Genomic DNA, 25,272 nt, shown 5'->3' on the forward strand with positions numbered 1-25,272 from the left:
CAAAAAACCAGTTATGCATAGGTCTCATCCTGTTTCTTCTTCTCCAGTGCTGCGATTTGCATATCACTCAGAATGATGCCTTCATTGGCTATTTTGATTTCCCGTGCATTAAGGCGGTCTTTGAAGTTTGCCAGTTGATGGCGTAACCACACTGCTGGTTCAATGCTGTCCATGCGCAGGATATTCTATCGCATAAGCCACAACCGCTTCTTGTTCAGCGGCTTCACGACTCTTAAGATTAAGAACACGATCCTGATTTAATCAATGCTTCCAGAACGTTTGTCTCTACCAATTCCTGATAACGATAAAGCGTGTCTTTCTACCCCATATCTTGCAGGCTTTGAAGACATTTTGTAATTCTTCAGCGAGATTGAATAATCTTGCTTTGTCTTTTGTTTGATAATTGGATTTTGGGACTCAACAATATGAGCGTTACTTCCTTTATGTTTGATTAAGGATTCGATACCGGTAACGCTCTTTCTTTCAAGTGCTCTGTACGACAGATCTGAACTAATACACTTAAACTTAAAAAATTATTAAATCAACACAGGCTGCTTACGCTGTGCTCAGCTTAAGCAGCTTGCAAGTCAGCGATCAAACGCTCTGATTCTCTTTTTATTACTGAGTAACACTCGCAAGCTTTGGCTTCGAGTTCTTCTTTATTCTTAAGCTCAAAGTAACTGCGGCGATAATCAATTATGCCAGCTTGCCGGAGTTTCTTTGCCACGTCAGATACACTTTCTCGGCGAACCCCTAGCAAATGTGCAATTGATTCCTGTGTAATTGTTAAACTACTTGGATGTATTCGATCAAAATTTAAAAGTAACCAACTGCACAACTGCTGTTCAATATTATGACGTCGATTACATGCAGTTGCTTGAGACATTTGTATAAAAAGTGTTCCGACATAACGAAGCATTAACTTCTTCAATATTCTTGTACAACCTTCACTTTCCTCAAAAATGCTTTGCAGCGATTTGAGGGAAATTCGATAGGAATGTCCTTCAACCTTAATAACTGTTTGAGTCAATGTTCTACCTCCCGTGAAAACTGAAATGCCTATGCAGCCCTCGTTTCCAATCGTTCCTACCTCAACGCTTGTACCATCTTCTAAATAGCATAATAACGAAGCAATACTTGTGATGGGAAAGTAGATATAATTTAGTTTCTCACAAACATCAAACAATACTTCCGCACGCGGCAATTTTATTAATTCAAGGTGAGGAGCTAAGAGCTCAAACTCGGATTGACTAAGTGCTCGTAGAATATGATTCTCACGCGGATTAAAAATCATAGGTCTTCTCATATATCTGAAATTATCTTAAAGACATCCTTAGTCGCTTTTTTATTGTTATATTAGGATGGATGAGATATAGAATAATAGCATAGTGAAAGCTACATCTATATCATGAAGTTAAACCTGACAATGTCGAATCAGTTATTATTATCCTATACCAATTCAGTCTCATAGTCTATTATAATTTTTAATCTTATTTTTCAGCTATTTATTATTTCTCTGTTTAATCTATTTTTTAAATTGGTTCTACCATACAATTATTAACAAACAGAGTTCAAAAGATAATCCTCTACCTGGCCGTCAATCCGACTTCCGGGTTAATGATCAAATAAATAATTTACTCAGAATTCTTTATTCCATATTGTTCTCTGGTTTTCTAATATATTTATCGCAACTTGTTCCAAGCTCTACTATAAATCACACCTTTATCAAAAAGACTTGTTTTATCAGATTCTTGTCACTCACACGCAATTTTGGCAGCATATTTCTTCAGACAACAAAACCTGCACCAGCATAAGCAGACTCATGACCAGGAAGATAATATTAATCCATGTTACAGACGTACCGGCGTCTGGCTCGAATATTGTTGAGGCGATATCCCATACTTTTCCTACTCAAACTTTCCTTCAATCAGAATCCGCTCTCGATATCCCTGCAGACGTTGTGTTTTCAGGTTTTTATCTCATCTTTGTTTCAGGTTTAATCTCTGCGGCATCCTTGGGGGTTTGCCTGAGAAACGAATGTTATTGCGCTCCAGAAAGAGCTGCGGTTGCCAGCAAACCATACAGTGTGTCAGCAATGACGACTTCAGGATAGTAGCCATAACGCTTTGTATGTTTCAACTTGTCCTTGAAGGTCATGACCTTCATGTTGGGCACTTCAGTGAAGCTTATCAACATCGCCAGTCCTTCGCCTGTCAGGCTCACGCTTATTCTGGCGCCAAATTCTGCTGTCTTGTCTTGTTTGCCTCTGACAATTGGCCGAATATACGGCTTGGCTGATGCTGACGATGCGATCATCGCAGCGCTTGGTATTGGTTTTGTACTTCACAGTGGTGATTTGTCGCTGAAGTCAGCCTCGCTGGGATTCAGTGCAAACCGTTTATCCCATACACTTACGTACATTAATCAGTAGTGAGGGTGCGAAGGCTGCCTCCAACCGAAATCCTTTCAGGCCAATAAAATATTGCAAGTAAGGATTTCTTCGGATCTGCTCTAGTGTCTTATAGTAGTTCTCAGCCAATTCGGCCCATGGAATGCAATCGTTCAGCTTTACCCAGCGATTTTCGAGATCAAGAATTATGTCGAGTGGTGTATCAAATCCTTTGAGCGTGAGTGGTTTTTGGCTTTTATAGCGGATCATAATGCACGGGTTTGGTGTCATTACTGATTTATGTGCACTATTCCACCAAAATAGCTGAATATCTACAAGTATAATCAGTTACTTATACTTATGATTGAACTCTAGACATTTACTTAGAGAATACAACTATGGCTTACTCTACAATCTGTTTTTATCTGAAAACTGTAGCGTAAAACCATTTACTCATTACTGAAATCCCGGCTATGAAGCGTATAATTTCCGATTAATTTTAAGAAAGCAATCCCTCAACCAAGAATCCATCAGAATCAAACCACAACTTTTTACATTCTCATAATAGATCTAACATGACCCAGGAAAATCAATCGATCACACTCCAAGATGAAAACCAAATTATTGCTGAACGTCGCGCCAAATTATCTGAATTACGCCGAGCAGGCAATGCTTTCCCTAATACCTTCCGGCGTGATCACATAGCAGCAGAAATCCATCAACAATTTGATGAATTTTCGAAAGAAAGGCTGGAGGAGCATCCTATCACTGTCAAAGTAGCAGGACGCATGGTATTAAAACGCGTCATGGGTAAGGCCAGCTTTGCCACAATCCAGGACATGAGCGGACGAATTCAGCTTTATATCTCAGATGATCATACCGGTGCAGCAGTGCATGCTGCATTCAAGTATCACGACCTGGGCGACATTCTTGGTGCACAAGGCATCTTATTTAAAACCAAAACCGGAGAGCTCTCGATCCGCGTCACGGATTTACAATTACTAACTAAATCTCTGCGCCCGCTACCAGAGAAATTTCACGGCTTGACCGATCAGGAACAGAAATATCGGCAACGCTATCTCGATCTGATCACTAACGAAGAAACCCGCCGTGTGTTCACCATCCGTTCCAGAGTAATTCAGGCAATTCGCGAATTTTTCGTTGCGCGCAATTATCTGGAAGTTGAGACCCCGATGATGCACCCGATTCCCGGCGGTGCCGCGGCACGGCCTTTCTCCACACATCACAATGCATTGGATATGGCGCTTTATTTGCGTATTGCGCCTGAGCTTTATCTGAAGCGACTGGTTATCGGTGGCATGGAGAAGGTATTTGAAATTAACCGCAATTTCCGCAATGAAGGCATTTCCACGCGGCATAATCCAGAATTCACCATGGTGGAGTTTTACGAGGCCTATCAAGACCATACTTATCTAATGGATTTCACAGAAGAAATGCTGGCTGAAGTGGCACAAAAAGTACTGGGAACCACGCAGGTTACCTATCAAGGCAAAACGCTGGATTTAGCAAAGCCATTCATGCGCCTGACCATTACCGAGGCGATCCAGAAATTCCATCCGGCATATTCTGCTGCTCAGTTACAAGATCGTAATTTTCTGATTAATCAATTGCAGGCATTAAACATACCTTATAACCCGCACGATGGTATCGGTGGTTTACAGCTTTCCTTGTTTGATGAAACCACCGAGCATTTGCTGTTTGAACCCACCTTTATTGTCGATTACCCGGCCGAAGTCTCGCCACTGGCACGGCGCAATGATCATAACGCTGAAATTACCGACCGCTTTGAGTTATATATCGCCGGGCGTGAAATCGCGAATGGATTCTCGGAATTAAACGATCCGGAGGATCAGGCAGCCCGCTTTTTGCAGCAAGCCAAAGCCAAAGATGCCGGCGATGCGGAAGCCATGCATTACGACGCAGATTACATTCGCGCACTGGAATATGGCTTACCACCTACCGCAGGCGAAGGCATTGGCATTGACCGGCTGGTCATGCTGCTGACCGACAGTCCCAGCATTCGCGACGTCATTCTATTTCCGCAATTAAGACAGGAAGATTAGATAGTGTCGTCACAAGCTATTAGCCCAAAGAGCGATCCCCGGATTTGAATAGCGGCAAGGATACTGGAGTCTTGGCAAGGCGTAGCGATACCGCACCATCGATTGAATGTAAAAATGCATTTTCTATAATGTGATGTGAACGGTAGAGCTCTGGATCATTCTCTCTGTGTTTTCTCGACTCCGCGAGGCGGTATTACAGGATTCATACCTTGGGTTTTGGCTTGCACGATGACAGCAATCGTTATCGGTAGTCGCAATCTGCAAGCACATATTCTGCTGAATCCCTCAATCAGGAGAAAAGCCTGGGTACAATCTGCTGCGATATTCTGCGTAATAACAACTCTGACCGGCATACCAAACACATCCACGAGGTGTGGTTTTGTGTTGAGCCCCTTTTGTGCGATTCACGTCTTGATTACCACCAACGGTATGCAGATGAGTCTTGATGTGGCTGGCATCAATCATCAGCCACTCATAGTCTGGATTACAAGTTAATTCTTGGGCACACTAGAATATCGGGTAACTGCGGTTTTTAGGTTCAATTGATTTATTGGATTCAGAAATTCTATTTGCAGGTGTGGCGGGTAACATTAAGTTCTGAAAAACTCGTGGAAATTAGTTCAATATCATGATTTAAAATCCAAATTATATCACTCTGCACAGCTAACCTGCTTCTGACCGTGCAAAGATCTCAAGATAATGGACAGGTGGAAGTTTATTTGGTATACCAGCCAATTAAACCAAATCTTTTCTCACATTAAATTGGTTCCTATCAATCATATGTGAACAGCCAGTAAAAAGCGGGATTGGTTATGATTCGAAATGGCAATACTGTACACAGCATCCGATCTGGTACAACCATGAAACATTCGAAAAACATAGAATGACAATTTTTGAAAATAATTAGCAACTTGCAGTAATCAAAAGGAATAGGCTTAAGGAAAGGTATAACAGTATGGGAATCGTATCTGCTATGGAAGAAAACTCCGATGAAATCTCCATTGTTTCAGGGGATAACAAGCAATGAAACTTTCAATTTTGATTAAAGCGTTCAATGAAGAAACATTGATTGCCAACTGTCTAGAAGCAGCTTTAGCTGAGATACAGAAAATTGGCGATGGTGAAGTCATCTTAGTTGATTCACTTTCAAGCGATCGGACGGTTGAAATTGCACGTCACTATTCAGTAAGGGTTATTCAGTTTTCTCACAAGACCGATTGCGGATGCGCATCCGCCGTTCAATTGGGCTATCAGTATGCACATGGCGAATACTTGTATGTATTGGATGGCGATATGGTCATACAAGCCGGCTTCTTAATAGAAGCGATAAGCTATCTTGAATCCAGTCCTGATGTTGCGGGTGTAGCCGGAAAATTAATTGACACCAATATACAAACCCTGGCCGATAAACGGCGCGCCTCCGCCGCATCGGCATTACGGCAAAGTGAAGAAGTGGGACAACTTGATGGAGGTGGTCTTTATCGCCGTAAAGCCATTGAATCTGTTAATTATCTTGCGCATCGATGGCTCCCGGCTTGTGAAGAAGCGGAACTTGGCGCTCGATTGAGAGCCAACGGCTGGCGTTTGGTTCGACTACCACTTGTCGCGGTGTATCACACAGGTCACTCGGAAAGTCATTTTCAAAGGCTGAAACGATTATGGCGAAATCGCCGCATGCACGCATACGGCATGTATCTTCGTACCGCGTTTGGACAGCCATGGTGGCGGTTTTGCGTACGCCAAACGTGGTTCGTATTTACTGCCCCCATACTCCACCTGACCGCAGTAATATTTGCATTCATTGTGGCGTATTTGGAAGCAATGACGTTCATTCCAATATTTATTATCGCCGAATGCCTGGTCTGGTTGGGTGTAATTGCTATTTTGGCAATCAGAAAAAAAAGCTTGGCCGATGCACTGCTATCTGCTTACACTTGGAATGTCTACGTGATAGCTGCTGTGCTTGGAGCTATGCGGTCGATACCCGATCCATCGATACCTATTGATGCACAAGAACTCACGGGCAATAGCACATCCCAATAAATTCTCAGAGAGATTTTTGCAAAACCTCCTATTTTTAAGAAGCGCTATAAATTCGGAATTTTTGATAATTGATCGGTGATGTTTGTGTAGTAATGTCGTTAAAAAATAGCAAAAATGATGTAATTGGCAAACTACCAGCTCTAATGAGAAGATTCGCCATGATTTCAATGAAATGCAGCGTATCGCAGGCACGACGGCATTTTCAGGCACGAAATTTCAGATGCAGTATGGACGTTATTAGAGCCGCATCTACCTGTATGAGGTGGATGGGCACGAGATAACCGCCAGTTTATCAATATAGAGTTCAAGATTTTAAGAATAGGAGCTCCGTGGCATGATTTGCCACCCTCCAAAAGACTCCTGAGTAGCAAGCTCTATGCTGCCAAAATACCCATTACCTCAGCCGATGCCCTGACTTTGCTCAGTGTAAAACAAATCTGGAACGGTAAAAACTTGAATCAAATCAACTGACACAGATGCCCAGTCAATTCGGTAACTGTATGATCTGAGCTAGTGCATTTTTTCAAGTTTAAGTAATTGTTGGGGTAGATTGAATCTGAGTTGAAATCTTTTGAGAGTCTGAGAATTTACTTATTACTCGATTCCAAGCTTCTCCAAAGACACTCAGCATTACTCCACCCATTCCTGGTTCTATCGAATAAGAATCTTCCTGAGGAGCTAAATGAGAATGATATTTACAGATGTGCTCTAATGCATTGTCGTAAGAGTCAGGATCCAATTTATCCAGAGAATAAGTACACAGAAAAGTGAGTTCTTGTGTACTGGTTAAATTCTTCCAAAAACCTTCTAGCTGTATAGCCATATCGTGCTGGTCCTGTTTCCAGAGAATATCAACCATTTCACCAAAAGCACGTGCTTTTTTATAATTTGATTGAGCGTTATATATCGGAGCTGCTACATATTCCTGAAACACTTTTTCTTCAAGAATTCCATCAGATATTAAGTTCGATAGCAGAAATTCAGCATCGAAGAATTTTATTTGATCTTGATCTTTAAGAAATTGTCCATCAAAACAAAGCGCATCCATTTTTGATTTTAAAATTTGTCTCAATGCGGGTTTAGCTATCACAATAACTGCTTCTTCATTGAGTAAACCATCTTTGATGTAACCTGTTACTAAATCAACCTGAGAGCTCTCATTGAGACAAATTTGTACAGTATGATTGCCTGATGAATTTGTTAACTGCCTTGTTTGGTTCATAAAGACCTCTTTCATATCTATATTACCTTTGAGGAGTAATAGCTATTTAAAAATTAGACAATACGCTGATATCGACAATTTTATTTTACTCAATACGTTGAGCATATCAGGGAAACGCTTGAATTTTTCTAAGGATAACTATTAGATGGTATTGGCCACTATCATCCAGTGTCGCGAAAAAGGTAGGATGTGTTCGATTTCTACTTCGCCACTCAACAGCATAGTTGCGCTGATCGGGATACCTGAATAGAGACATTTCCGGTCGGAAGCATTATTGCTAAGTTCCTCCCACAAAATCATTTTCTCAATGTCATCACGGCTTACAAGTTCTTCAATAATCTGCAAGATACCCGCAATTTCTTTCGCAACCGTTGGTTACGTTTCTGATTGCACTGTGGGGTTGGCGATTTTGTCGTGACATTTTTCAATTGGATCTTCCGGTTTGCCGCTGCCAAAACTAACATAACGTTGCAGATACTCGCCATAGTCAATAACTCCTTATGAATGCTGAATTCTTAATTTCACCTGAATCCTGGTAGATATTTCCGGTTTTGAAAGTGATGCCGGGAATATTTGAAGCGAGTCGACTGTGATGTCAAAGCCAGCGGCTTGTACGGTCTTGTCATAAGCAATCGCGTCACGGCGCAACTCTGGCAGAATGCGCTGCAGTGCTTTTATACATAAGCTGACGTAACTTGGCTGCAACCCAACATTTGCGATACGCTCTACAGTGGCTTCATCAACAAGGCAATACAAAAAAATGTGCACCTCGCTTTGATAACGCATAAAGCTGCTGATCACCAGCCAACCCTCATTGCCCAGCCAACTGAAGTTGCCCTAAAAAGTGCCAGGCGATAGGCGCACTCTTATATGCTTTCTATATGATTTTATTAACTATTTTATAAGGTGCTATCAGAATATGCAACGAAATAGTTATTGGGATTTTTACTCTGGACGCTAACAACCAGAAGATGCACCCAGTTAAAGGGGCGCTATAAGCGACCTCTTATTTTCTGGATGTTCTGATAAACCTGGACAAATGATTCAACAATTCATTTTCTTTATAAGGCTTACCTAGAAATACATTGACCCCTAGATCCTCAGCAATTTTCCAATGTTTTTCTGCGCTACGCGATGAGATGATGACAATCGGAACATGAGCTGTTTCCGGTTTGGCGCGCACCTTCTTGATCAATTCAAAGCCATCCAGTTTAGGCATTTCCAAGTCGATCAGCATGAGATCGGGAGTAGTCTCCTGAAGTATTTCGAGGGCTTCCGCACCATTCTTTGCAATCATCACCGCAGCCTTCGCGCTCCAGCAGGCGGCAAGTTACTTTACGCACTGTCAATGAATCATCAACTACCATAACGGTAGGTACCGTAACCGGTTTTTTTCGAGCGGAAACAGCTAATTCAGGTACAGGCGTATTGGAACGCTTGTTGTGCATCATTGCGTTGCAGTAGCTTAACCGGATTCATAATCAGAATAATTTCACCGCCACCGGTAATGGTGGCGCCTTCAATACCTGGCGCCTGGGAAAGTTGCGGTCCAGCATGTTTGACGACGACTTCAGTGTTACTGATCAGCTCATCGACATGTATGGCAAGATAATGGGTGCCGCTATGCAGAAACAATACCTGACTGCGCTGAGTGACTGGAATATGATTGAACTCGCCCAATAAATGGGACAGATGAGAAAACAGATATGTTTTTCCATTAAACGCAACGCGATAATCCTGGTAAAGCTTTTTGAAGGCCTCAGAATCGAATTCTCGATTGTGTTCGACGATGAAGGCAGGAATGGCATAAATTTGTTTTCCGGCACGTACCATCAGTGTCTGTGCCATAGACAGCATGAGCGGCAGATAAATCGTGAAAGTAGTTCCTTGATTGGGAACAGATTGAACACTGATGCGGCCGCCCAGCATCGAAATGTCATTCTTCACGATGTCCAGGCCAATGCCGCGGCCAGCGATTCCGGTGATGGAATCCGTTGTCGATAAGCCTGGCATGAAGATCAGCGACATGGTTTTGTCATCATCGAGCGCTTCATTTGCTTGAATCAAGCCAAGCCGCTGCGCTTCTCCGCGAATACGCGGCAAATTCAGGCCATAGCCATCATCACTGACGGTAATGACCACTTCATTGCTTTCCTGGCGCAGATGGACAGTAACTTGCCCGGTCTGCGATTTTCCTGTTTGTAGCCTCTGCGCCGGTTCTTCGATGCCATGCGCGATTGCATTACGCAGCAGATGTTCCAGCGATGGATTAATTTCTTCCAATACATTGCGGTCGATTTCAACTTCCATACCTTGGATTTCCAGATGGGCTTTTTTACCCAAATCTTCCGTTACTTGTCGGGCAATGCGGTAATAGCGCTCGGCATAATTGCTAAATGGGATAGCGCGGATTTGCAGCAGAGACTGCTGAAGATGGCGGTTGATTATGGATTGCTGCATGATCGCTTCTTCAGCAACAAGATGTGTCGTGCGCAAGCTCTCTTGCACGGTGATAATGTCATCGATACTTTCGGCCATCAGCCGTGTCAGCTCCTGAAAGCGGGTAAAGCGGTCAAATTCGAGCGAGTCAAACGCATGCTCGTTTTCATGCTGTTGCGCAAGGTGCGATTGCATCTGCGTTTCCGCCTGGATCTCCACTTCGCGTAACTGGTCGTGCAAGCGGTGCGTACTTTCAGCCAGATCTTGCAACGACTGTTTAAAGTGATTGAGTTGCGCCTCAATTTTTGAACGCAAAGCAATGACTTCACTGGAATCATTGACCAGGGAATCCATGAGCTCGGAATTAATGCGTAAGGTTTTTGATTGAAGCGGATCAATGTTGTCCGAGGTGTGAGCAGCCATAGCTATTACAACTTGCTTGGCTGCAGTCGGCGATAGCTTATTGCGCTGAAGCTGCTCAATCTTGCTAATGATGATGTCAAATTCACGCTCCAACTGATCCAGCGCTGAATCGGGCATATGATGTTTGCGGAAAGCTGATTCAACGTGACTTTCCATGGCATGAATCAATGCACCCAAGTGTAAATCCCCAGTCATGCGGGCGCTGCCTTTCAAGATATGCAACAGCCTCAGTAACGTCCGGTGAATGTCTTCGTCCTGCGGCAACATGCGCCAGGCGCGTAATTTACTATTAATCTGTGGAAGAAGGTCCTGCGTTTCCTCAAGAAATACCGGAAGTAATTCTTGATTGATCTGATCTTCCACATCCAGGCCAGATTGCGCAGGTAATAGAGGCTTAAAGAACGCTGCAGCAGCTGCTGATTCTATGGGTACTGCTGGTTTTTCAGGTGGAATTTCAACAGCAGTCTGGTGTACATCTTCAGGGATGAATTGTGTATCAGTTTGCGTTTCGCTAATTGATTCTGCAGTAGTGGTTATTGATGTCGCCAGTGCACTTGTTTTAGGTAGCAAAGCGATTTGAAATAACGCGATGGCTTCTTCGATAATCTGATCGCTGTCAGATTGTCCGCTTTTGAGCGACTCAATGAAGAAACCGAGGCTGCTTAAACCGTCCACGAGCAGAATTTGCTCTGCCTCTATGATTTCATAGGAGGGTTCCAGTAGCTTTTCTATCAGACTTCGGCAAAGATCCAGTAAGGTATTGGCACGCTCCAGATCCAGCATGACCAAGGCACCGGAAATTTGCTGGAATAAGGTGGAAAGTGCGGATAATTCTGAGCGTTTGGAAGGCTCAAAGAAGAATTGGTCCAGAATATTTTCAATCTGTCCCAGATTAGTCAGAATTTCTTGAGCAACTTGTGCGAGTAATAGTTTTTCCTGCGCTCTGCTCTCTATCGCATTAAATGCCAGCGTATATTCACCGGCACTTTGGTTCGTGATCTGGTGCAAGCGAGAAGCCAGGGCGTCAATCTGCTGTGGCAGATCCGGCGATAACTTGGCGAAATCATCAATAATACTTTCAATTAGTAGCAAAGCGGTAGCCATTTCCATAATCAGTTCTTCGCTCATGTCCTGAGGATGGGCATGCAAATCAGTGACAGTGCTACTAATGATATTGATTAATTTTTCTAATGGCGCACATTCGGTTTGTTGTGACAAATGTTTAAGCCAGTCGATATATTCCAGTAATGATGTCAGACTTTCCTGTTGTCCTGTACAAAATTCTCGCCAGATATCATTCGTCTGCATCAGGATATTACGCAACTGGTCCAGTATGGGCTGCAATGTTTCCGATTGTTCCAGTGTCAGCGTATCTGTTTCTGCTAGCTGTCCCGGCCAGGCATAGCTGCGCTTGATGTCAGTAATGCGTTGGCTGGCTGATTCGCTGTGCGCGATGTGGTAAAGCAATTCGCGTATCAGTGTTGCGGTACTGTCAGGTGTGCCCGCAGCAAGGCGACGGATGGCTTGCTCAATTTTTCCGCATAAACGGCGAATCGGGAGTTCAATTTGATCGCCTTCTTGCTGCAGCAGATTTTCCAGAAAACCAGCCACTACCCACCAGAAAGCCCGTTCTTCGGTAGTGCCGGGAAATGTCTCGATGTGATTCACTGCGTCTGCCATCTGCTGCAAGCCATCTTTATTAGATGGATCACGCAACCACTTGAGCAAGCCAGTCTGATATTCGGCACCCATCTGTTTGGCTGAAATCTTCATTGCATCGGCATTCATATGCACTGATTCAGCTTTCAGCGCCGGGCTTACCGTGAGCCGGGGGAAAAATAAATCGCTTTCCGGGGCGTTCTCGAACCCATATGCCTGCATCAATTCACGATAAGCCGGAAACAGGCGCAGCGGATTTTCTTCCTTGCCGTCAATGAGTTCATTCAGATAGTAGAGTAATGCTTTATTGGATTGTTTCAGCGTCTCACAAATCTGGGCACTGGACGCTATTTTCTTAGTGAGAAGTGCTTCGATCAACTGTTCCATCTTCTCACTGACCAGCGTAATGCTGCTTAATCTCAGCATTTCAAGCAAGCCGTTCAGTTGATGAATATAATGCTTGCAATCTCTGATCGGAGTAATTTTATCCGGATGCTTGCTATAGGCATCCAGATTCTGATCAATTAAGGAGAAGATTTGATAAATACCTTCCTTGATTCCAATAATCGAAGCAATATTCAGTTTGGATCGAGCGGTCATGACGGTAAATTGGTTTTGATTACAGTGATACCAGTTGTCAGTCTTAATTTAGAAAATTGTTCTTCCATTGGGCTTCTCCAGACACAGCACTCAAAAAGGGCTTATCGATGCTTGAATTCTTTAATGGCAACGACTTGGCGAGTGACAGCATAGTCGCTCAAGCTGGTAGTCAAAAACAGAATAAAACCTGAAAAATAAGGTCTTTTAAGTGCTGAAGTTTCTGCTAGATAAGCAATGATTAGGCAAGAAATAATTTGTAAGCGGGATTCTTGGTTTCCTCCCAATAGCGATAGCCTAATTGCTCCAGGAATGTTCTGAAGTCGGATTTTTCCTCCGGCGGCACCTGAATACCGATCAATACGCGGCCATAGTCAGCGCCATGGTTACGATAATGAAACAGACTGATGTTCCAGTTATGGCTCATGTTGTTCAGGAAATTCATCAATGCACCAGGACGATCGGGAAATTCAAAACGATAAAGAATTTCATTGTTAACTTTATGCGCCCGCCCGCCGACTAAATGGCGGATATGTAGTTTAGCCATTTCATTGTTGCTTAGGTCTTCGGTCGCCAAACCACTTTGTTTTAATTCGCTGATCAGTTGCTGGGTTTCCTCCTGATTGCGCACCGATACGCCAACAAAAACGTGCGCTACTTTTGGATCGGCGTAGCGATAGTTAAATTCGGTAATACTTTTGGCACCCAGTAAATTACAGAACTTCTTGAAACTGCCGGGCTGCTCTGGAATCGTCACCGACATCACTGCTTCGCGCTGTTCACCGATCTCCGCGCGTTCGGAAATATGGCGCAAGCGGTCGAAGTTCATATTCGCGCCGGAGGCAATAGCGACTAGTGTTTTATGCAGGATTTTTTCACGCGCCACATACGCTTTGACGCCGGCGATCGAAAGCGCGCCGGAAGGCTCCAGAATCGTGCGCGTATCTTCAAACACGTCCTTGATCGCCGCGCAAATAGCATCGGTATCGACCAGAATCACTTCGTCGACCAGTTCGCGGCATAAGCGGAAGGTTTCCTTGCCCACGTGACGCACTGCCACACCATCCGCAAATAAACCCACTTGCGCCAGTTTGACACGGCGGCCGCTTTGCAGCGAACGGTACATGGCGTTCGCATCGATCGGCTCGACACCGATCACCTTGATCTTTGGATACAACCGTTTCACATAAGCTGCAATGCCGGCGATCAATCCCCCGCCGCCAATTGGTACAAAAATGGCGTGAATAGCGCCTGTATGCTGACGCAGAATTTCCATGCCAACCGTTCCCTGGCCGGCAATCACATCCGGGTCATCATAGGGATGAACAAAGGTAATCTGCTCTTCTTTGGCTAGTGTGATCGCGTGTTCATAAGCGTCGTTATAAGAATCACCATGTAATGCAACCGTTGCACCATGCCCCATCACCGCATGCACTTTGATTTGCGGCGTGGTAACAGGCATTACAATGGTGGCGCTACAATTCAATTTCCTGGCAGCGAGCGCTACGCCTTGTGCATGATTACCGGCGGAAGCCGCGATCACCCCGCGATTGCGTACCGCAGGCGATAACTTGATCATCTTGTTATATGCGCCGCGCAGCTTGAAAGAAAAAACCTGCTGCAAATCTTCCCGCTTCAACAATACCTGATTATGAATGCGCTCAGATAAATTGATGACATGATCCAGAGGGCTTTCGATTGCAACATCATACACCTGAGCGGTCAATATTCTTTCAAGATAATTGTTTTTCATAAAAATACATGGGCGAATCTAAACGATATTAAGGTATTCAAATCCAAATCAGGCATTTAAGATATTGATCGATAAGCAAACAGTAAATTCTATCATGATCAGAAGCTGCGGAGGCTTGTCCACTGTGATTGCTGAGAATGAGCGATATAAGTATGATCTAAATTCAAGATTCTAAATTTTTACCCCATGCTTCCAACGCATCCAGCATCCGCCAAGCATTCTCATCCGTATACGTATCACGCATTAAAGCAATCTGTGCAGAGAATGCGGCAAAAGTCATATTTCCACCGTCATCTTGTGTCAGACGCTGCAGACGTATCTGCTCCCAGCGTTCAGCCTCAATTGGCGTCAATGTTGACGGCCAGTTGCGTGCGCGATAGCGGAACAACAGATCAGGGAGGCGCCAGTCATGAAAACCAAATGGTATGCTTGCCAGATCTTGCGGGGAAGCGCGGCGCACCTGCGCCAATGATGAAACATCCGCATTGCTAAAAAAACCTTCATATAAGGCCAGATCGACATCGCTGCAGGGTCCAAATGTGCGGCGGGTATATGCGGTTGCCACGCGCTGGAAAAAATCTGGATGTGCGCACAATGTTTGCCAATGCCGGTAACACGCATCCATATCAAGCCCTATGCGTTCAATAGCCTCCTCATTTAATGTATTCCGAGGGGCCAGTGCCGGGCATTTGTTAATTTTCACCGATTTGACAGGCAGCCGCTGCATACCTTCAGGCAGTTCGTCGTTGCGGGTGAACAGGTATTGACCGAGTTCGTTTGTATCCAGTGACAGGAACAATTTGGGATCATGCCGCAGATCGTAAACCAGGATGCTGTTATTGTTACCTGGTTCTGTAATCAACGGCATGACCAGCGTGGTACAGCCGGTCTTGGCCGGATACATGCGCGAGGTATGCAAGACAGGATTGTGAGTGACTAAATCAAGCTGGGCTGCTGCCTGGCGCTTATCGCGTAATTGAAAAAGCCAGTGGTAGAGGCGAGGCTGCTTCGTACGCAGTAGGCGGGCCAATGCAATGGTGGCGCGCACATCGGACAAGGCATCATGTGCGGATTCATGCATGATACCGTTGGCGGCGGCCAGATCTTCCAGGCGGAAACTGGGCTGTCCCTCTTGCTGCGGCCAGACGATACCGGCTGGGCGCAGCGCATACGTCATACGTACCAGATCAATAATGTCCCAACGTGAATTCCCTTGCTGCCACTCTCGTGCATAAGGGTCATAGAAATTACGGTAGAGGGTAAAACGCGTGACTTCATCATCAAAACGCAACGAGTTGTAACCAACGCCGCAAGTACTCGCCTGCGCAAATTCCGCATAAATACGCGCAATAAATTCCGCTTCCAAATATCCTTGTGCATCGGCGATTTGCGGCGTAATTCCAGTGAGCAGACAGGCTTCCGGGTGGGGCAGATAATCTCGCGGCGGTTTGCAATAGATCACCAGCGGCTCGCCAATTTCATTCAACGCTTCATCGGTGCGCAGACCGGCAAACTGAGCGGGCCGGTCCCGCCTGGGGTCAGCGCCGAAAGTTTCATAGTCATGCCAGTAAAGCGTTATGGACATTGGGGTTTTAGATTAAATTAAACAACAGCCAAGAATTCACTTTAAGTAGTCGTTGCGCAATTATAGTTGTATATTATGCAAAATTCTTTAAATCAAATAATAAGGGATAAAGTAGTATGGCACGTAAACTTATCAGCTCAGGCTCCACATTTGAGCAGGAAATCGGCTATTCGCGCGCAGTGGTTGAAGGCAACTGGATTTTAGTATCCGGCACGACAGGGTTTGATTACAGCAAAATGACCATTTCTGACGATTTATTGGAACAGGCAGAACAATGTTTTAAAAACATCGAAGCAGCACTCCATGAAGCCGGTTCAAGCATAAAGGATGTGGTGCGGGTTACTTACGTGTTTCCGGATGCAGCGGATTTTCCCAAATGCTGGCCGATTATGCGCAAGTATTTGGGCGATATCAGACCGTCTGCGATGATGCTCGCGGCAGGATTGTCCGATCCGCGCATGAAGATCGAAATTCAGGTAACGGCTTATCGGGCAGAAACCTGATTTTCAGGAATCGGCATTAGTTATCACTGTATTCAAAATCAATAATTACTTTGCTTTTGAATAGCCAACTGTTCCTTTGTGCTAAAAAGCCTGACCAAAGCGATCCCGGCAAGGCCCCCTGCCGCATCAATGAAAAAATCGCTAACAAGAGGCGTTCGGCCGTCGATATACAATTGCACAATCTCAGTACCGGCGGCCATCATCAAAATAATCACCATTATTTGAGTAAAAGGCACCTTTTTCATCATCCAGCAAAGCGCCACTCCTAATAAGAAAAAGATGCATGCGTGCCAGACCTTGGTTAAATCCCATGGCGCGAGATTCCTAAACACAGGGTTGGCTGTATCAATTTGAGATTCGATTTGATGCAATACCGATTCTTTCATGTAGCCTGGCAGGCTTGTTCCAATGACGATGGAAACAAAGGCCGAAGCTAGTAATACCCGAAAAAGAACGGATCTTTTTTCTGCAAAAAGGCACGAACCGACCAATAGCAGAAAAAAAGCGCCCCATGAGAAAAGAATGACTTCTCTGATCCATAAATACGTCTGTGTTTCATTCACAGGATAAAGTTGAAGATTTCTTATTTGCAGCGAACCCGTAGAGTGGTTTAATTCTGCAATAACACGCGATGCTTGAGTATCATGGGTAATGTAAAAAAAGTTGTGATAGCTTTGCCAATCATGCGTACCCGTGAGCATGGCAATGGCATGCAGCAGATCCCAGCGATCATTTTTCCCGTTATTTTGCACTAGTGAAAGCCTTGCCAGATTCCATGGCCTTTTACCTGGCACTACCTTGTCGCACTTTATCTCGGCGGAAAAAAATAAGACAGAACCAGGTTCAATGATAGGAAGGTTCTGATAAACGATGGCACCGGCTTGTGGATTACTGGAAAACAGGTTTAATTCATTTTCTGAGATATTAATCCAGTTGTTGTCTGACGTCCTGGTAATCCAGTGATCGGTTAGTAAATCAGGTCCTACCTGCTGATATCGATCAACCAAAGCAAGGGAAACAGAGGTTGTAACTGTCAGAAAAAAGAAAATAAAAATATTTGTTTTTAATAAAGGCATACAGGAAATATGGCGCTTATTACTTTGGGTTTCTTATGAGGTGTTGAGGATCAGGAGATACAAAATATCCCATCTCAGTCTTTTGCTGCATGCCTACATTACGGCCCACCAGGCAGGGCTTCAACGTTTCTGTAATTTAGAAATATTGAACCATTAAGGCGATATATCCAGCGATAAAAATGATGAGTGCAATAATGACAAGCTTTTTCATCGAATGAATTCCTTTCAGTTAATTGATGAGTAACTGCTGTGGCAACGCATAAGTAAAACGCATCCTGTGCTTTGCCGTCAAGTGCTATGACCTCTTTCTGTGCCTGTACCATTTCGACATCATTGCTACCATACAGCTAACTGACAGGGGTCGTGTTCACGCCCGTTACCGGATAATAATCTACTGAGCTGAGTAACCAACAGAATGAAATTAACGGATCACGAAAAGCGCGACATCATCAAACGGCTTGAAGCTGACAAGCCGCTGCCAAACAAATACCGCTTTTTGCTGTTCGAAGGCAAGCGTGAGGTGGAGCTGGTTTGGAACGGTAAAACCCATGAAGCCTGCAATATCGTGCTGCTATTTCAGACTAGCAAGCAAATGGATGAGCCGCGCGTCAAGAAGCCTGCCGATTCCAGTCTGTTCGATGTCGGCCCGATGCGCCCAAAGGATACGGGTCATTTAAATCAAATAATATTGTTGGAATTAAAGGATATCGATTAACTTGGATTCTAATGTGCGTTAACTAACTGAGCAAAAAATCATCGGAGGACATAATTTAAATGCACTATTTATTGCCTTAGGAGTATGATCATGATTCAATTCAAGAAATTATTACTATCGTTAATTGCTACAGGTATGGCTATTTTGTTAACTATCAATTATGCCGTTTCTGAATCCCATAAGTTGAACAAAGTAAATGAAAAAGAAGAATATCATTCGTTATCGGCTCCTTCCTCAGATTCTCCTAATGATAAATCTAATCGGAGAGACTACACAGAGGGGAATTTAAGTGCTCCTCCACCACCGTCTGGAACGTCTAAAAATCTTACTTCTCCCACAAGTGATGAACCAAAGAAACCTGCGGACCCCAGCAGCCATCCAAAAACTCACTAACAAGTTAAACTAACCCGCTCATGTAGCGGTTTCTTTCATCGATTATTATCTACTGTATGCACAGCATCCAGTACTATTGATTCATAAAATAGATAAATACCATAAACACAAAGGGCCATAATTAGAGTAATCAAAAATAACTTTAAATGATTGATCATGAACTATTCCTCAGATTAAACTAAACAAAAGCAGCTTGATAAGAACCAACGACCAAACCTACTCGCTACTTCGACCATTTTAATATCAAGATCACTCATTACTCTCTGATGAATTTTATCGATACCGAATAAACTTGATTCTTGTATTTATAAACATCTGACAGGGAGAGCTTCTCGTAATTCCTTATACCTGTACTTGCACATCCCAGATATTGCTTGACCAGTTTTCTGATCCCGGGCTGATGTACGCCGCCAGAATAAAGCATGTCGATAAAACTCGGTGCATCAAAACTTCTATTTCTTCTGATTGACAGTATTCAGCTCGTATGTGTTGATTATATGCCTTGTCACCCCATTCTGATGCGTAATGCAATATCTTAAATGCCTGCATATGAGCTTGCTGCGGCGTCAATCCCATAAGAAGATCGTTTTGACATGATGAGGCTGTTGATTTTCAACACATCTCATTAATTGATGGTTCATCAATGATATTAATAATTGCAGCTTTAGCAGCCCAATCCAATGCAGAATCAACACTTACCCAGGTACTACAAAGTAGATTTATTGATCATTGCGGATTTTTATCCTCATCAAATGTCATTATGGAAGGGCGCAGCATATCGTCATGTACATAAACGTACCCATAAACTTCTGGTTCTATCAGCCGGCCACAAACAACACACCAGTAACCTCGTTCTTTGACTTTATGGATATTAAGGTGGTCGCTTATTCAACAATCCCTTCCAGGCTTCATCTGAGTAAGGTATCCATTCGTACCCATTCATAATTGCTGATCGGCGCATTCTGTTAATCATGTAACTTGGTAATATATAATATCTACCTTGATCAGAAACAATAATGTCTGAGTCATCATCCGGAGGCATCCGCTCTTTGCACTTGATCCAATTTATCTGCATTAATCAATCTCATCTTTGCTAAACATTTCCTGCGTGTAACAGCCTCATCCCTGCTGGTCCATGAAGTACGAGTTAAATCGATTGATTTTGGTTTCACAAAACAAAGTGCTTACACCACCGATCCATGACGTACAGCTGCAGCGAAAGGCCCTGGCGTTCGTAGTGTGCGTTGACAATGCCGGTCAGAATCGATGGATAAGCTGGTATTTCGCTACGCTCCCTGAATCCGCGACAGCGATTTTCGAACTCGCGCGTCACGAATGGCCATTCCTCTTCGGTTTTCGGCCAGCGAGCTCCACCTGCCCATGTCGTGCAAGACGCGATGGATCAGGATCCAGAAAAACCACATTGGCATACGTGCCCTTGTAGTACACCACCAGTCGACTTTGCCCAAGCCACCAGGAGATAGCGTCTTGCATGGCCCCTGCAGCATGCGGATAATGTCACAGTCTTAGTAAGTCATTTTCCTGCTTTAGTGTTGACCACGCGCTGGTTGAAAGCTTGGATGATCGCCGGTAGGTCAAACGGCTTCAGCGCATTCCACCAAACATCCGGAGCAAAGCCACTGATTTGTTTTTTATAAAATCCATAACCCCCAGCTAACCGTTCACGAAATTTCTCATAATCTTTTAGTGTGATCAACTGAAGAATGGTTTGTGTTAGATGATCACCACAGTACTGGCATGCGTATCCATCACGTTCTTACTCACATCTGGAATCACAGATATTGAACTGGTAGTACATAGCTGAACCTTCAGCCCTTGTGCCTGAAAAATACCGCTCTTCTACAGGATAACCTAAGGCTCTTTTCATTTATTAGGCCAATAAAAAACCCAGTGAATCTGAGTGAGTATAGACACACTGGGCAAAATGAAAAAAGAGTAATAGGATTTAAAAAATTACCCGGAATACAAAAAGAGGAAGAATGCAATCCGGGTAATAGACACAAGCTTTTTAGGGAGGTAAAACTTGTAATCAGCATATTACCTAATATCTTTAAATTATGCAAATGATTTTCATTCTCATTCTCAGTTTTATAAATAAATCCAACCATCCAACTACGCATACTCGACTGCGCTGGGCGCGATATTCGATCACCTATAGGAAATTGAGCGACATCTTTAATCACTCTCCACATACTTAAGCTTTTTCATTGCTTTGTGCAGTACATCGGATGCGCTTTTTATGGCCTCGACGAGTTTTGCTTTTTCATCACTTGGAGCTTTTCAGTCAGGACGCGCGTGCAATGTTTCGTCACATACGTACATCAAAGGATCGCACTGACCGCAGAAATTCATAGCAGCAATGCCCAAAGGTTAAGCGCTCATCCTTTTCTGGATTCAGGCAAACCCGCTCCGGCGGATTTATATTTTCAGGTACTCTACCGTACAGACAATCAAAATACTCGTGCAATAATTTAATCGTTCATTTTTTAAACTGAGAATGCAATTATTATGGTCAAGAAAAATTTCTTTATCACGCTTATTATTAGCTCTGCCTTTATATTTAGCGGCTGTAATACCATGAATAAAAAGGAGGACAACGACTCATCACAAAAACAACAACCAGATTCTTCTACAAGTACGACTGAGGCACATCCAGAGAAGCCTACAAAAAGTATTGTACCCCCATCATTTGGGCAACCTCCCCGCTATCGCGGCAGTATTAATCCAATTGCCCCTACTGGCTCAGGTCCTTCACCATATTAATGGTTGATCAACGGATGCAAAGCTTATCATTCCAATTAGAATTAACATTCTAACCACCTACCGCTCTGCGGGTTTTGTTGCAATAAATATTTAATATTCCTTATGTGTGATAACTAACAGATATTTTCTTCAGCAATGAAGAATAATATGCAACTTTTTAATAACTGACCTTTTAACACTGAAGTAATTATGATGACATTGCAAGCAAAGACAGCAAGAAATCTAGAAGAGATCATTCCAAGCATGAACTCCATATTAGAAGACGATGAACTGGTTAAAGATAATGATAAGTTAATTGAAAATGATGATGAGTTACTTGAAAATGATGAAGAATTATTCATTGAGGAAGAGAATGATAAAAATAAAATTCCTGAAGAACTAACAAAAAAATACTTTGAAACCCTTAATTCTTCAGTATTACCTTTTTAAAAAACATAAAAACCATCGAACCCGCTGTGGCGGGTTTTTTATGGAACAATAACCAACTCTCATTCCATTCAGTCTTATAATCTCGGCTCTTGTTCTCCCGCCACATAGACCAGATCAGCTTAATACCTAGGAGTTTCTGATGTTAGTAAACGCACCGATTCTTTTTCAAATTTTTATCAAAATAAAAATGTATTTATTTTTTGAATTTAAAGGAGACAAAGATGAGTTATATTGAGCGTGATACTTATGGTATGTACAAAGATAATGACAAAGGTCCTGGTCCTCGGTTGATGGGTGCAGATACTTTACTTGGTAATGATGTTTATAATTTACAAGGTGAAGATTTGGGCGACATAAAAGAAATCATGCTGGACATGAATACCGGTGAGGTCAGTTACGCAGTTCTATCTTTTGGAGGCTTTTTGGGTATGGCTGATAAGCTTTTTGCTGTACCTTGGAATTCATTAAAATTGGATACAGTTAATAAGCGGTTTACTCTTGACGTTGCTAAAGAAAAATTAGAGTCTGCTCCTGGATTTGATAAAGATGACTGGCCTGATATGGCAGATCCTTCTTGGCAGAATACCGTTAGCTCGTTTTATGGTTCCGATAGAAAATCTGTGTAAGAGACTATACAATAAATTAATTGCTTAAAAGATTAACCCGCTCCGGCGGGTTTTTTATTCTTTAAAAGGTGATAACGAACGTACAGTTAGAAATAATTGTCGTAATTATTAATTTATAGAGGAGAATTAGCATGTTTCAAAGTAAACATTTTGCATGGGCTTGCGTAATCAGTGGAATATTTTTATTAAGCAATGTTTCGGCTTTTGGTCAAAGTGATACGTCTAGCATCATCATGGAGAACGAATCGGTACAGAGATCCATTGATTCCCAAGTTGATAGGTCTTCTAGGAGCAATGCAAGTGATCCTTCCGGATTACCTGCCCCGGGGCGCCCTTTTAACCCCTCTGGCGTTAATGCTCCTCAACCGTCTGGATTTAATCCAGATCGTCCTACGAGCCTACATTCACCTAATCCATCAGCTTTTAATCCCAGCAGCCCTTCAGGTGTAAATCCAAGTAATCCATAGCACAGGATTTATTTTTATTGAAGCTCGAATTAGCTTCACACAAGCCACCTTACCTCAATCAGTAACATAGTTCCTACGCAACCTGCCGAATCTTTACCGCTTCGGCAGGTTTTTTTGTTATCAGGAGTTAACAAGATAATTCCCCATGTGCTATGGCGTACAGACTGATGAGCTACTATTTGACATTATGAAATCTCATTTTATAAAAGGAGAACCATGATGAAAACTCTACTTGCTTCCATTCTTAGCGGGTTTCTGCTTATAAGTGTATCAGTATTTGCGGCGGACAAGGACTATACCCAAACACAGAATAAAGTGGATGATAGAGATAATGCTCCTAAGCCTTATCCATCTCAATCCGAACAAAAGAAAGATTTAAAATCTTCTGATAAAAGTGGAACTCACCCTGAAGGACATCGACCAGGTAGCACAGGTTCTGGATCAGGCTCAATGGATACAGGCGGATCCTCAGACTCAGGAACTGGTTCAGCCGGTACTGGTACATCTGGTGGATCATCTTCGAGAAATTAATTTGGTTTGATGTTCATGTATTTCAAACCCGCTCCGGCGGGTTTTCCGCCATTGTTAGGGACCGTACCGATATCCACTTCAAATAAAGAAATAATTTTTTATTTAAATGGAATTAACATGATTAAGAGAATACAGATCAAAGACAAAAATACTGATCGTTTTATTGCTGAATACTGGATTGAATTTAAGAAACATTTCAACCTATCCGAGGAAGATTGTTGCAACGCAGCATGGCAAAATGCCATCGCTGAGCAGAAAGTAAATAGAAACAGCCGATCAGATTATCAATTGGTAATTGTTGAGGATATCCCTACTATATAAATCTTGTACTCAAATTCGCTGCGGTAGATTTTTGTTTTCTTTATTTAAGTTTGATATCGAACTGATTGGACTTGGCAATAAGCAGACAATAATTTTTTGATTAAGTCATGAGGAGAATATTATGTTAGCAACTATCCGCCCGTTTTTAATGCTTCTGATAATAAGCTTATTTTTTATTATGAGTACTTCCGTCTTTGCGGAGTATGATAAAGAAAAAAAAGATGCCATGCATAAAGAATTTGACGAGTTGTCTGAGTCAAACAAAAATTTAACAGTAGATAAACAAGCAGAAACCCTAGGTACTCACAAGGTGCAAGAGAAATTGCATGATAGAGAAGATTCAGCGCACACCTCAGAATCAGCTAAACCCCGAGATCAAGATAGAGCCGGAAAAACCGTCGAGGAAAAACGTGAAGTGCACTCAGATGGGCCCCGTGCCGATCCTGCAGAGGATTCCCCCTTAGAAACACAGAAGCCTGTTCCTTTGAAATAAATTAGAAACTTTCAATTACCTAATATAAAGAATAGGTTAATTCTTTTTTGAGAAGTACACCAAACATAACCCGCTCCGGCGGGTTTTTGTTGGGATTTTTCTACTTTTATCACATCTAAAAAATCCTTAAGTTTAATTTAACTTCGCATTAATATTTTTGCCAATCAGTGCTTCATGCTCTCAGATCGGCAGGCCTCGCGAACCTTGCCGGGCCCTTGTATTAATCCCTTCTTTTGGATTTCAGAACAGCCATCGCGATTTAATATTTCTCGAGACCTTTGCACGGCAGAAAGTGCATTCAATTGCATGGAATGATATAATTATGTTTTAAATCATGTAATTGTAGTAATCGCCATGAGTTTTTCAGAATTTGATGTCACGCGCCGTACCCGCAAAGGAAGTTTCTAAACCAGATAGCTGAATTGATTGACTGGAAACCGATAGAAGAAGCGATAGCACAGCATTATTCGCCAGCATCGGATGTCACCGGTCGCCGGCTTATCCTGGATTGCTACTGTTCAAGATGCTGCTGGTGGGGATATGGAACGGTGGTTGAGTAGATGAGTCGATGGAAGACATGGCGAACTCGAATCTGCACGTGATGCGTTTTTTAGGATTGTATCTGGAAGACGATGTGAGGGACTTATTCCAATTACAGATAGAAACAGTAATAATATAAGCCTTTACCTTTGGTAGAGGTCATCATGGCACGGAAGGCAAGTGGAACGGAGCAACTTGAG

The 25,272-nt window shown here is 43.0% G+C and carries 28 protein-coding genes and 2 pseudogenes; 13 read left to right on the top strand and 17 right to left on the bottom strand.

What is annotated here, in order from left to right; genetic code table 11:
* Positions 1-23: 23 nt before the first annotated feature.
* The 4 genes and pseudogenes from BM021_RS16100 to BM021_RS08045 all read right to left on the bottom strand — a co-directional run.
* Positions 24-393 (bottom strand): annotated as a pseudogene (locus tag BM021_RS16100) (IS481 family transposase); the annotation flags it as partial.
* 178 nt (positions 394-571) lie between these two features.
* Positions 572-1,294, bottom strand: a complete 723-nt coding sequence (locus BM021_RS08035; RefSeq protein WP_177186334.1) for a Crp/Fnr family transcriptional regulator — start codon at positions 1,292-1,294, stop codon at positions 572-574.
* Positions 1,295-2,040: 746 nt separating this feature from the next.
* Positions 2,041-2,316, bottom strand: a complete 276-nt coding sequence (locus BM021_RS08040) for a hypothetical protein (protein ID WP_090720526.1) — start codon at positions 2,314-2,316, stop codon at positions 2,041-2,043.
* 82 nt (positions 2,317-2,398) lie between these two features.
* Positions 2,399-2,680: a hypothetical protein gene (locus tag BM021_RS08045; RefSeq protein WP_143074311.1), complete on the bottom strand. Its 282-nt coding sequence runs from the start codon at positions 2,678-2,680 to the stop codon at positions 2,399-2,401.
* Positions 2,681-2,964: 284 nt separating this feature from the next.
* On the opposite strand from BM021_RS08045, the gene lysS reads away from it, so the two are divergent.
* The 4 genes and pseudogenes from lysS to BM021_RS08065 all read left to right on the top strand — a co-directional run.
* Positions 2,965-4,473 carry a lysine--tRNA ligase gene (gene lysS / locus BM021_RS08050; RefSeq protein ID WP_090720528.1) on the top strand — a complete coding sequence of 503 codons (1,509 nt, stop codon included), beginning with the start codon at positions 2,965-2,967 and terminating at the stop codon, positions 4,471-4,473.
* Positions 4,474-4,701: 228 nt separating this feature from the next.
* Positions 4,702-4,968, top strand: a complete 267-nt coding sequence (locus BM021_RS15225) for a hypothetical protein (protein ID WP_143074312.1) — start codon at positions 4,702-4,704, stop codon at positions 4,966-4,968.
* Between the two features lie 528 nt (positions 4,969-5,496).
* Entirely contained in the window at positions 5,497-6,516 is a 1,020-nt protein-coding gene (locus tag BM021_RS08060; RefSeq protein WP_090720530.1) for a glycosyltransferase family 2 protein, read from the top strand.
* Positions 6,517-6,714: 198 nt separating this feature from the next.
* Positions 6,715-6,867 (top strand): annotated as a pseudogene (locus tag BM021_RS08065) (transposase); the annotation flags it as partial.
* Positions 6,868-7,045: 178 nt separating this feature from the next.
* Here BM021_RS08065 and BM021_RS08070 read toward each other — a convergent pair.
* The 7 genes from BM021_RS08070 to sbcB form a co-directional block, all read right to left on the bottom strand.
* Positions 7,046-7,753 (bottom strand): MEDS domain-containing protein, encoded by a 708-nt coding sequence (locus BM021_RS08070; RefSeq protein ID WP_090720531.1) that lies wholly within the window; start codon positions 7,751-7,753, stop codon positions 7,046-7,048.
* Between the two features lie 126 nt (positions 7,754-7,879).
* Positions 7,880-8,038, bottom strand: a complete 159-nt coding sequence (locus tag BM021_RS08075; protein ID WP_177186335.1) for an HNH endonuclease domain-containing protein — start codon at positions 8,036-8,038, stop codon at positions 7,880-7,882.
* Positions 8,039-8,236: 198 nt separating this feature from the next.
* Positions 8,237-8,524 (bottom strand): hypothetical protein, encoded by a 288-nt coding sequence (locus tag BM021_RS08080; RefSeq protein ID WP_143074313.1) that lies wholly within the window; start codon positions 8,522-8,524, stop codon positions 8,237-8,239.
* A 220-nt stretch (positions 8,525-8,744) separates the two neighbouring features.
* Complete coding sequence (locus BM021_RS16105) at positions 8,745-9,035, bottom strand: response regulator (RefSeq protein ID WP_256207841.1); 291 nt, start codon at positions 9,033-9,035, stop codon at positions 8,745-8,747.
* A 116-nt stretch (positions 9,036-9,151) separates the two neighbouring features.
* Positions 9,152-12,859, bottom strand: coding sequence for a chemotaxis protein CheA (locus tag BM021_RS08085; RefSeq protein WP_256207842.1), 3,708 nt, complete (start codon positions 12,857-12,859; stop codon positions 9,152-9,154).
* A 238-nt stretch (positions 12,860-13,097) separates the two neighbouring features.
* A complete protein-coding gene (ilvA, locus tag BM021_RS08090) occupies positions 13,098-14,609 on the bottom strand; it encodes a threonine ammonia-lyase, biosynthetic (protein ID WP_177186336.1) in 1,512 nt (503 codons plus the stop codon).
* A 163-nt stretch (positions 14,610-14,772) separates the two neighbouring features.
* Positions 14,773-16,194, bottom strand: a complete 1,422-nt coding sequence (sbcB, locus tag BM021_RS08095) for an exodeoxyribonuclease I (protein WP_090720535.1) — start codon at positions 16,192-16,194, stop codon at positions 14,773-14,775.
* 116 nt (positions 16,195-16,310) lie between these two features.
* On the opposite strand from sbcB, the gene BM021_RS08100 reads away from it, so the two are divergent.
* A complete protein-coding gene (locus BM021_RS08100) occupies positions 16,311-16,697 on the top strand; it encodes a RidA family protein (protein WP_090720536.1) in 387 nt (128 codons plus the stop codon).
* A 38-nt stretch (positions 16,698-16,735) separates the two neighbouring features.
* Here BM021_RS08100 and BM021_RS08105 read toward each other — a convergent pair whose 3' ends face one another.
* Positions 16,736-17,773 carry a VanZ family protein gene (locus tag BM021_RS08105; RefSeq protein WP_090720537.1) on the bottom strand — a complete coding sequence of 346 codons (1,038 nt, stop codon included), beginning with the start codon at positions 17,771-17,773 and terminating at the stop codon, positions 16,736-16,738.
* A 415-nt stretch (positions 17,774-18,188) separates the two neighbouring features.
* Here BM021_RS08105 and BM021_RS08115 point away from each other — a divergent pair, with 415 nt between their 5' ends.
* Together BM021_RS08115 and BM021_RS08120 are read left to right on the top strand one after the other, a co-directional pair.
* Complete coding sequence (locus BM021_RS08115; protein WP_177186337.1) at positions 18,189-18,488, top strand: hypothetical protein; 300 nt, start codon at positions 18,189-18,191, stop codon at positions 18,486-18,488.
* Between the two features lie 90 nt (positions 18,489-18,578).
* Positions 18,579-18,881, top strand: a complete 303-nt coding sequence (locus BM021_RS08120; protein ID WP_090720539.1) for a hypothetical protein — start codon at positions 18,579-18,581, stop codon at positions 18,879-18,881.
* A 342-nt stretch (positions 18,882-19,223) separates the two neighbouring features.
* Here the strand turns inward: BM021_RS08120 and BM021_RS08125 are convergent, their stop codons facing one another.
* The 5 genes from BM021_RS08125 to BM021_RS08135 all read right to left on the bottom strand — a co-directional run bounded on the left by BM021_RS08125 (position 19,224) and on the right by BM021_RS08135 (position 20,598).
* Positions 19,224-19,457 carry a hypothetical protein gene (locus BM021_RS08125; protein WP_090720540.1) on the bottom strand — a complete coding sequence of 78 codons (234 nt, stop codon included), beginning with the start codon at positions 19,455-19,457 and terminating at the stop codon, positions 19,224-19,226.
* A 295-nt stretch (positions 19,458-19,752) separates the two neighbouring features.
* The gene (locus tag BM021_RS16600; RefSeq protein ID WP_090720541.1) at positions 19,753-19,956 is read right to left on the bottom strand and encodes a DUF551 domain-containing protein; all 204 of its coding nucleotides are present in this window, start codon (positions 19,954-19,956) and stop codon (positions 19,753-19,755) included.
* Between the two features lie 93 nt (positions 19,957-20,049).
* Complete coding sequence (locus BM021_RS16605) at positions 20,050-20,214, bottom strand: DUF6475 domain-containing protein (RefSeq protein ID WP_371116276.1); 165 nt, start codon at positions 20,212-20,214, stop codon at positions 20,050-20,052.
* Positions 20,211-20,375 (bottom strand): hypothetical protein, encoded by a 165-nt coding sequence (locus tag BM021_RS15525; protein WP_177186338.1) that lies wholly within the window; start codon positions 20,373-20,375, stop codon positions 20,211-20,213. The genes BM021_RS16605 and BM021_RS15525 overlap by 4 nt, the downstream gene beginning before the upstream one ends.
* Before the next feature lie 40 nt (positions 20,376-20,415).
* Positions 20,416-20,598, bottom strand: a complete 183-nt coding sequence (locus BM021_RS08135) for a hypothetical protein (RefSeq protein ID WP_090720542.1) — start codon at positions 20,596-20,598, stop codon at positions 20,416-20,418.
* 812 nt (positions 20,599-21,410) lie between these two features.
* On the opposite strand from BM021_RS08135, the gene BM021_RS15230 reads away from it, so the two are divergent.
* From BM021_RS15230 to BM021_RS08165, 6 genes are all read left to right on the top strand, one after another.
* Positions 21,411-21,665: a hypothetical protein gene (locus tag BM021_RS15230; protein ID WP_143074314.1), complete on the top strand. Its 255-nt coding sequence runs from the start codon at positions 21,411-21,413 to the stop codon at positions 21,663-21,665.
* A 189-nt stretch (positions 21,666-21,854) separates the two neighbouring features.
* A complete protein-coding gene (locus tag BM021_RS08140) occupies positions 21,855-22,094 on the top strand; it encodes a hypothetical protein (RefSeq protein ID WP_090720543.1) in 240 nt (79 codons plus the stop codon).
* 221 nt (positions 22,095-22,315) lie between these two features.
* Positions 22,316-22,720: a PRC-barrel domain-containing protein gene (locus BM021_RS08145; protein ID WP_090720544.1), complete on the top strand. Its 405-nt coding sequence runs from the start codon at positions 22,316-22,318 to the stop codon at positions 22,718-22,720.
* 683 nt (positions 22,721-23,403) lie between these two features.
* Positions 23,404-23,718, top strand: coding sequence for a hypothetical protein (locus BM021_RS08155; RefSeq protein WP_143074315.1), 315 nt, complete (start codon positions 23,404-23,406; stop codon positions 23,716-23,718).
* Between the two features lie 117 nt (positions 23,719-23,835).
* Positions 23,836-24,039: a hypothetical protein gene (locus BM021_RS08160; RefSeq protein WP_143074316.1), complete on the top strand. Its 204-nt coding sequence runs from the start codon at positions 23,836-23,838 to the stop codon at positions 24,037-24,039.
* A gap of 121 nt (positions 24,040-24,160) precedes the next feature.
* Positions 24,161-24,532, top strand: a complete 372-nt coding sequence (locus BM021_RS08165; protein WP_090720548.1) for a hypothetical protein — start codon at positions 24,161-24,163, stop codon at positions 24,530-24,532.
* Positions 24,533-25,272 lie beyond the last annotated feature (740 nt).

Source organism: Nitrosomonas sp. Nm166 (genome assembly GCF_900112825.1).
Lineage (GTDB): Bacteria > Pseudomonadota > Gammaproteobacteria > Burkholderiales > Nitrosomonadaceae > Nitrosomonas.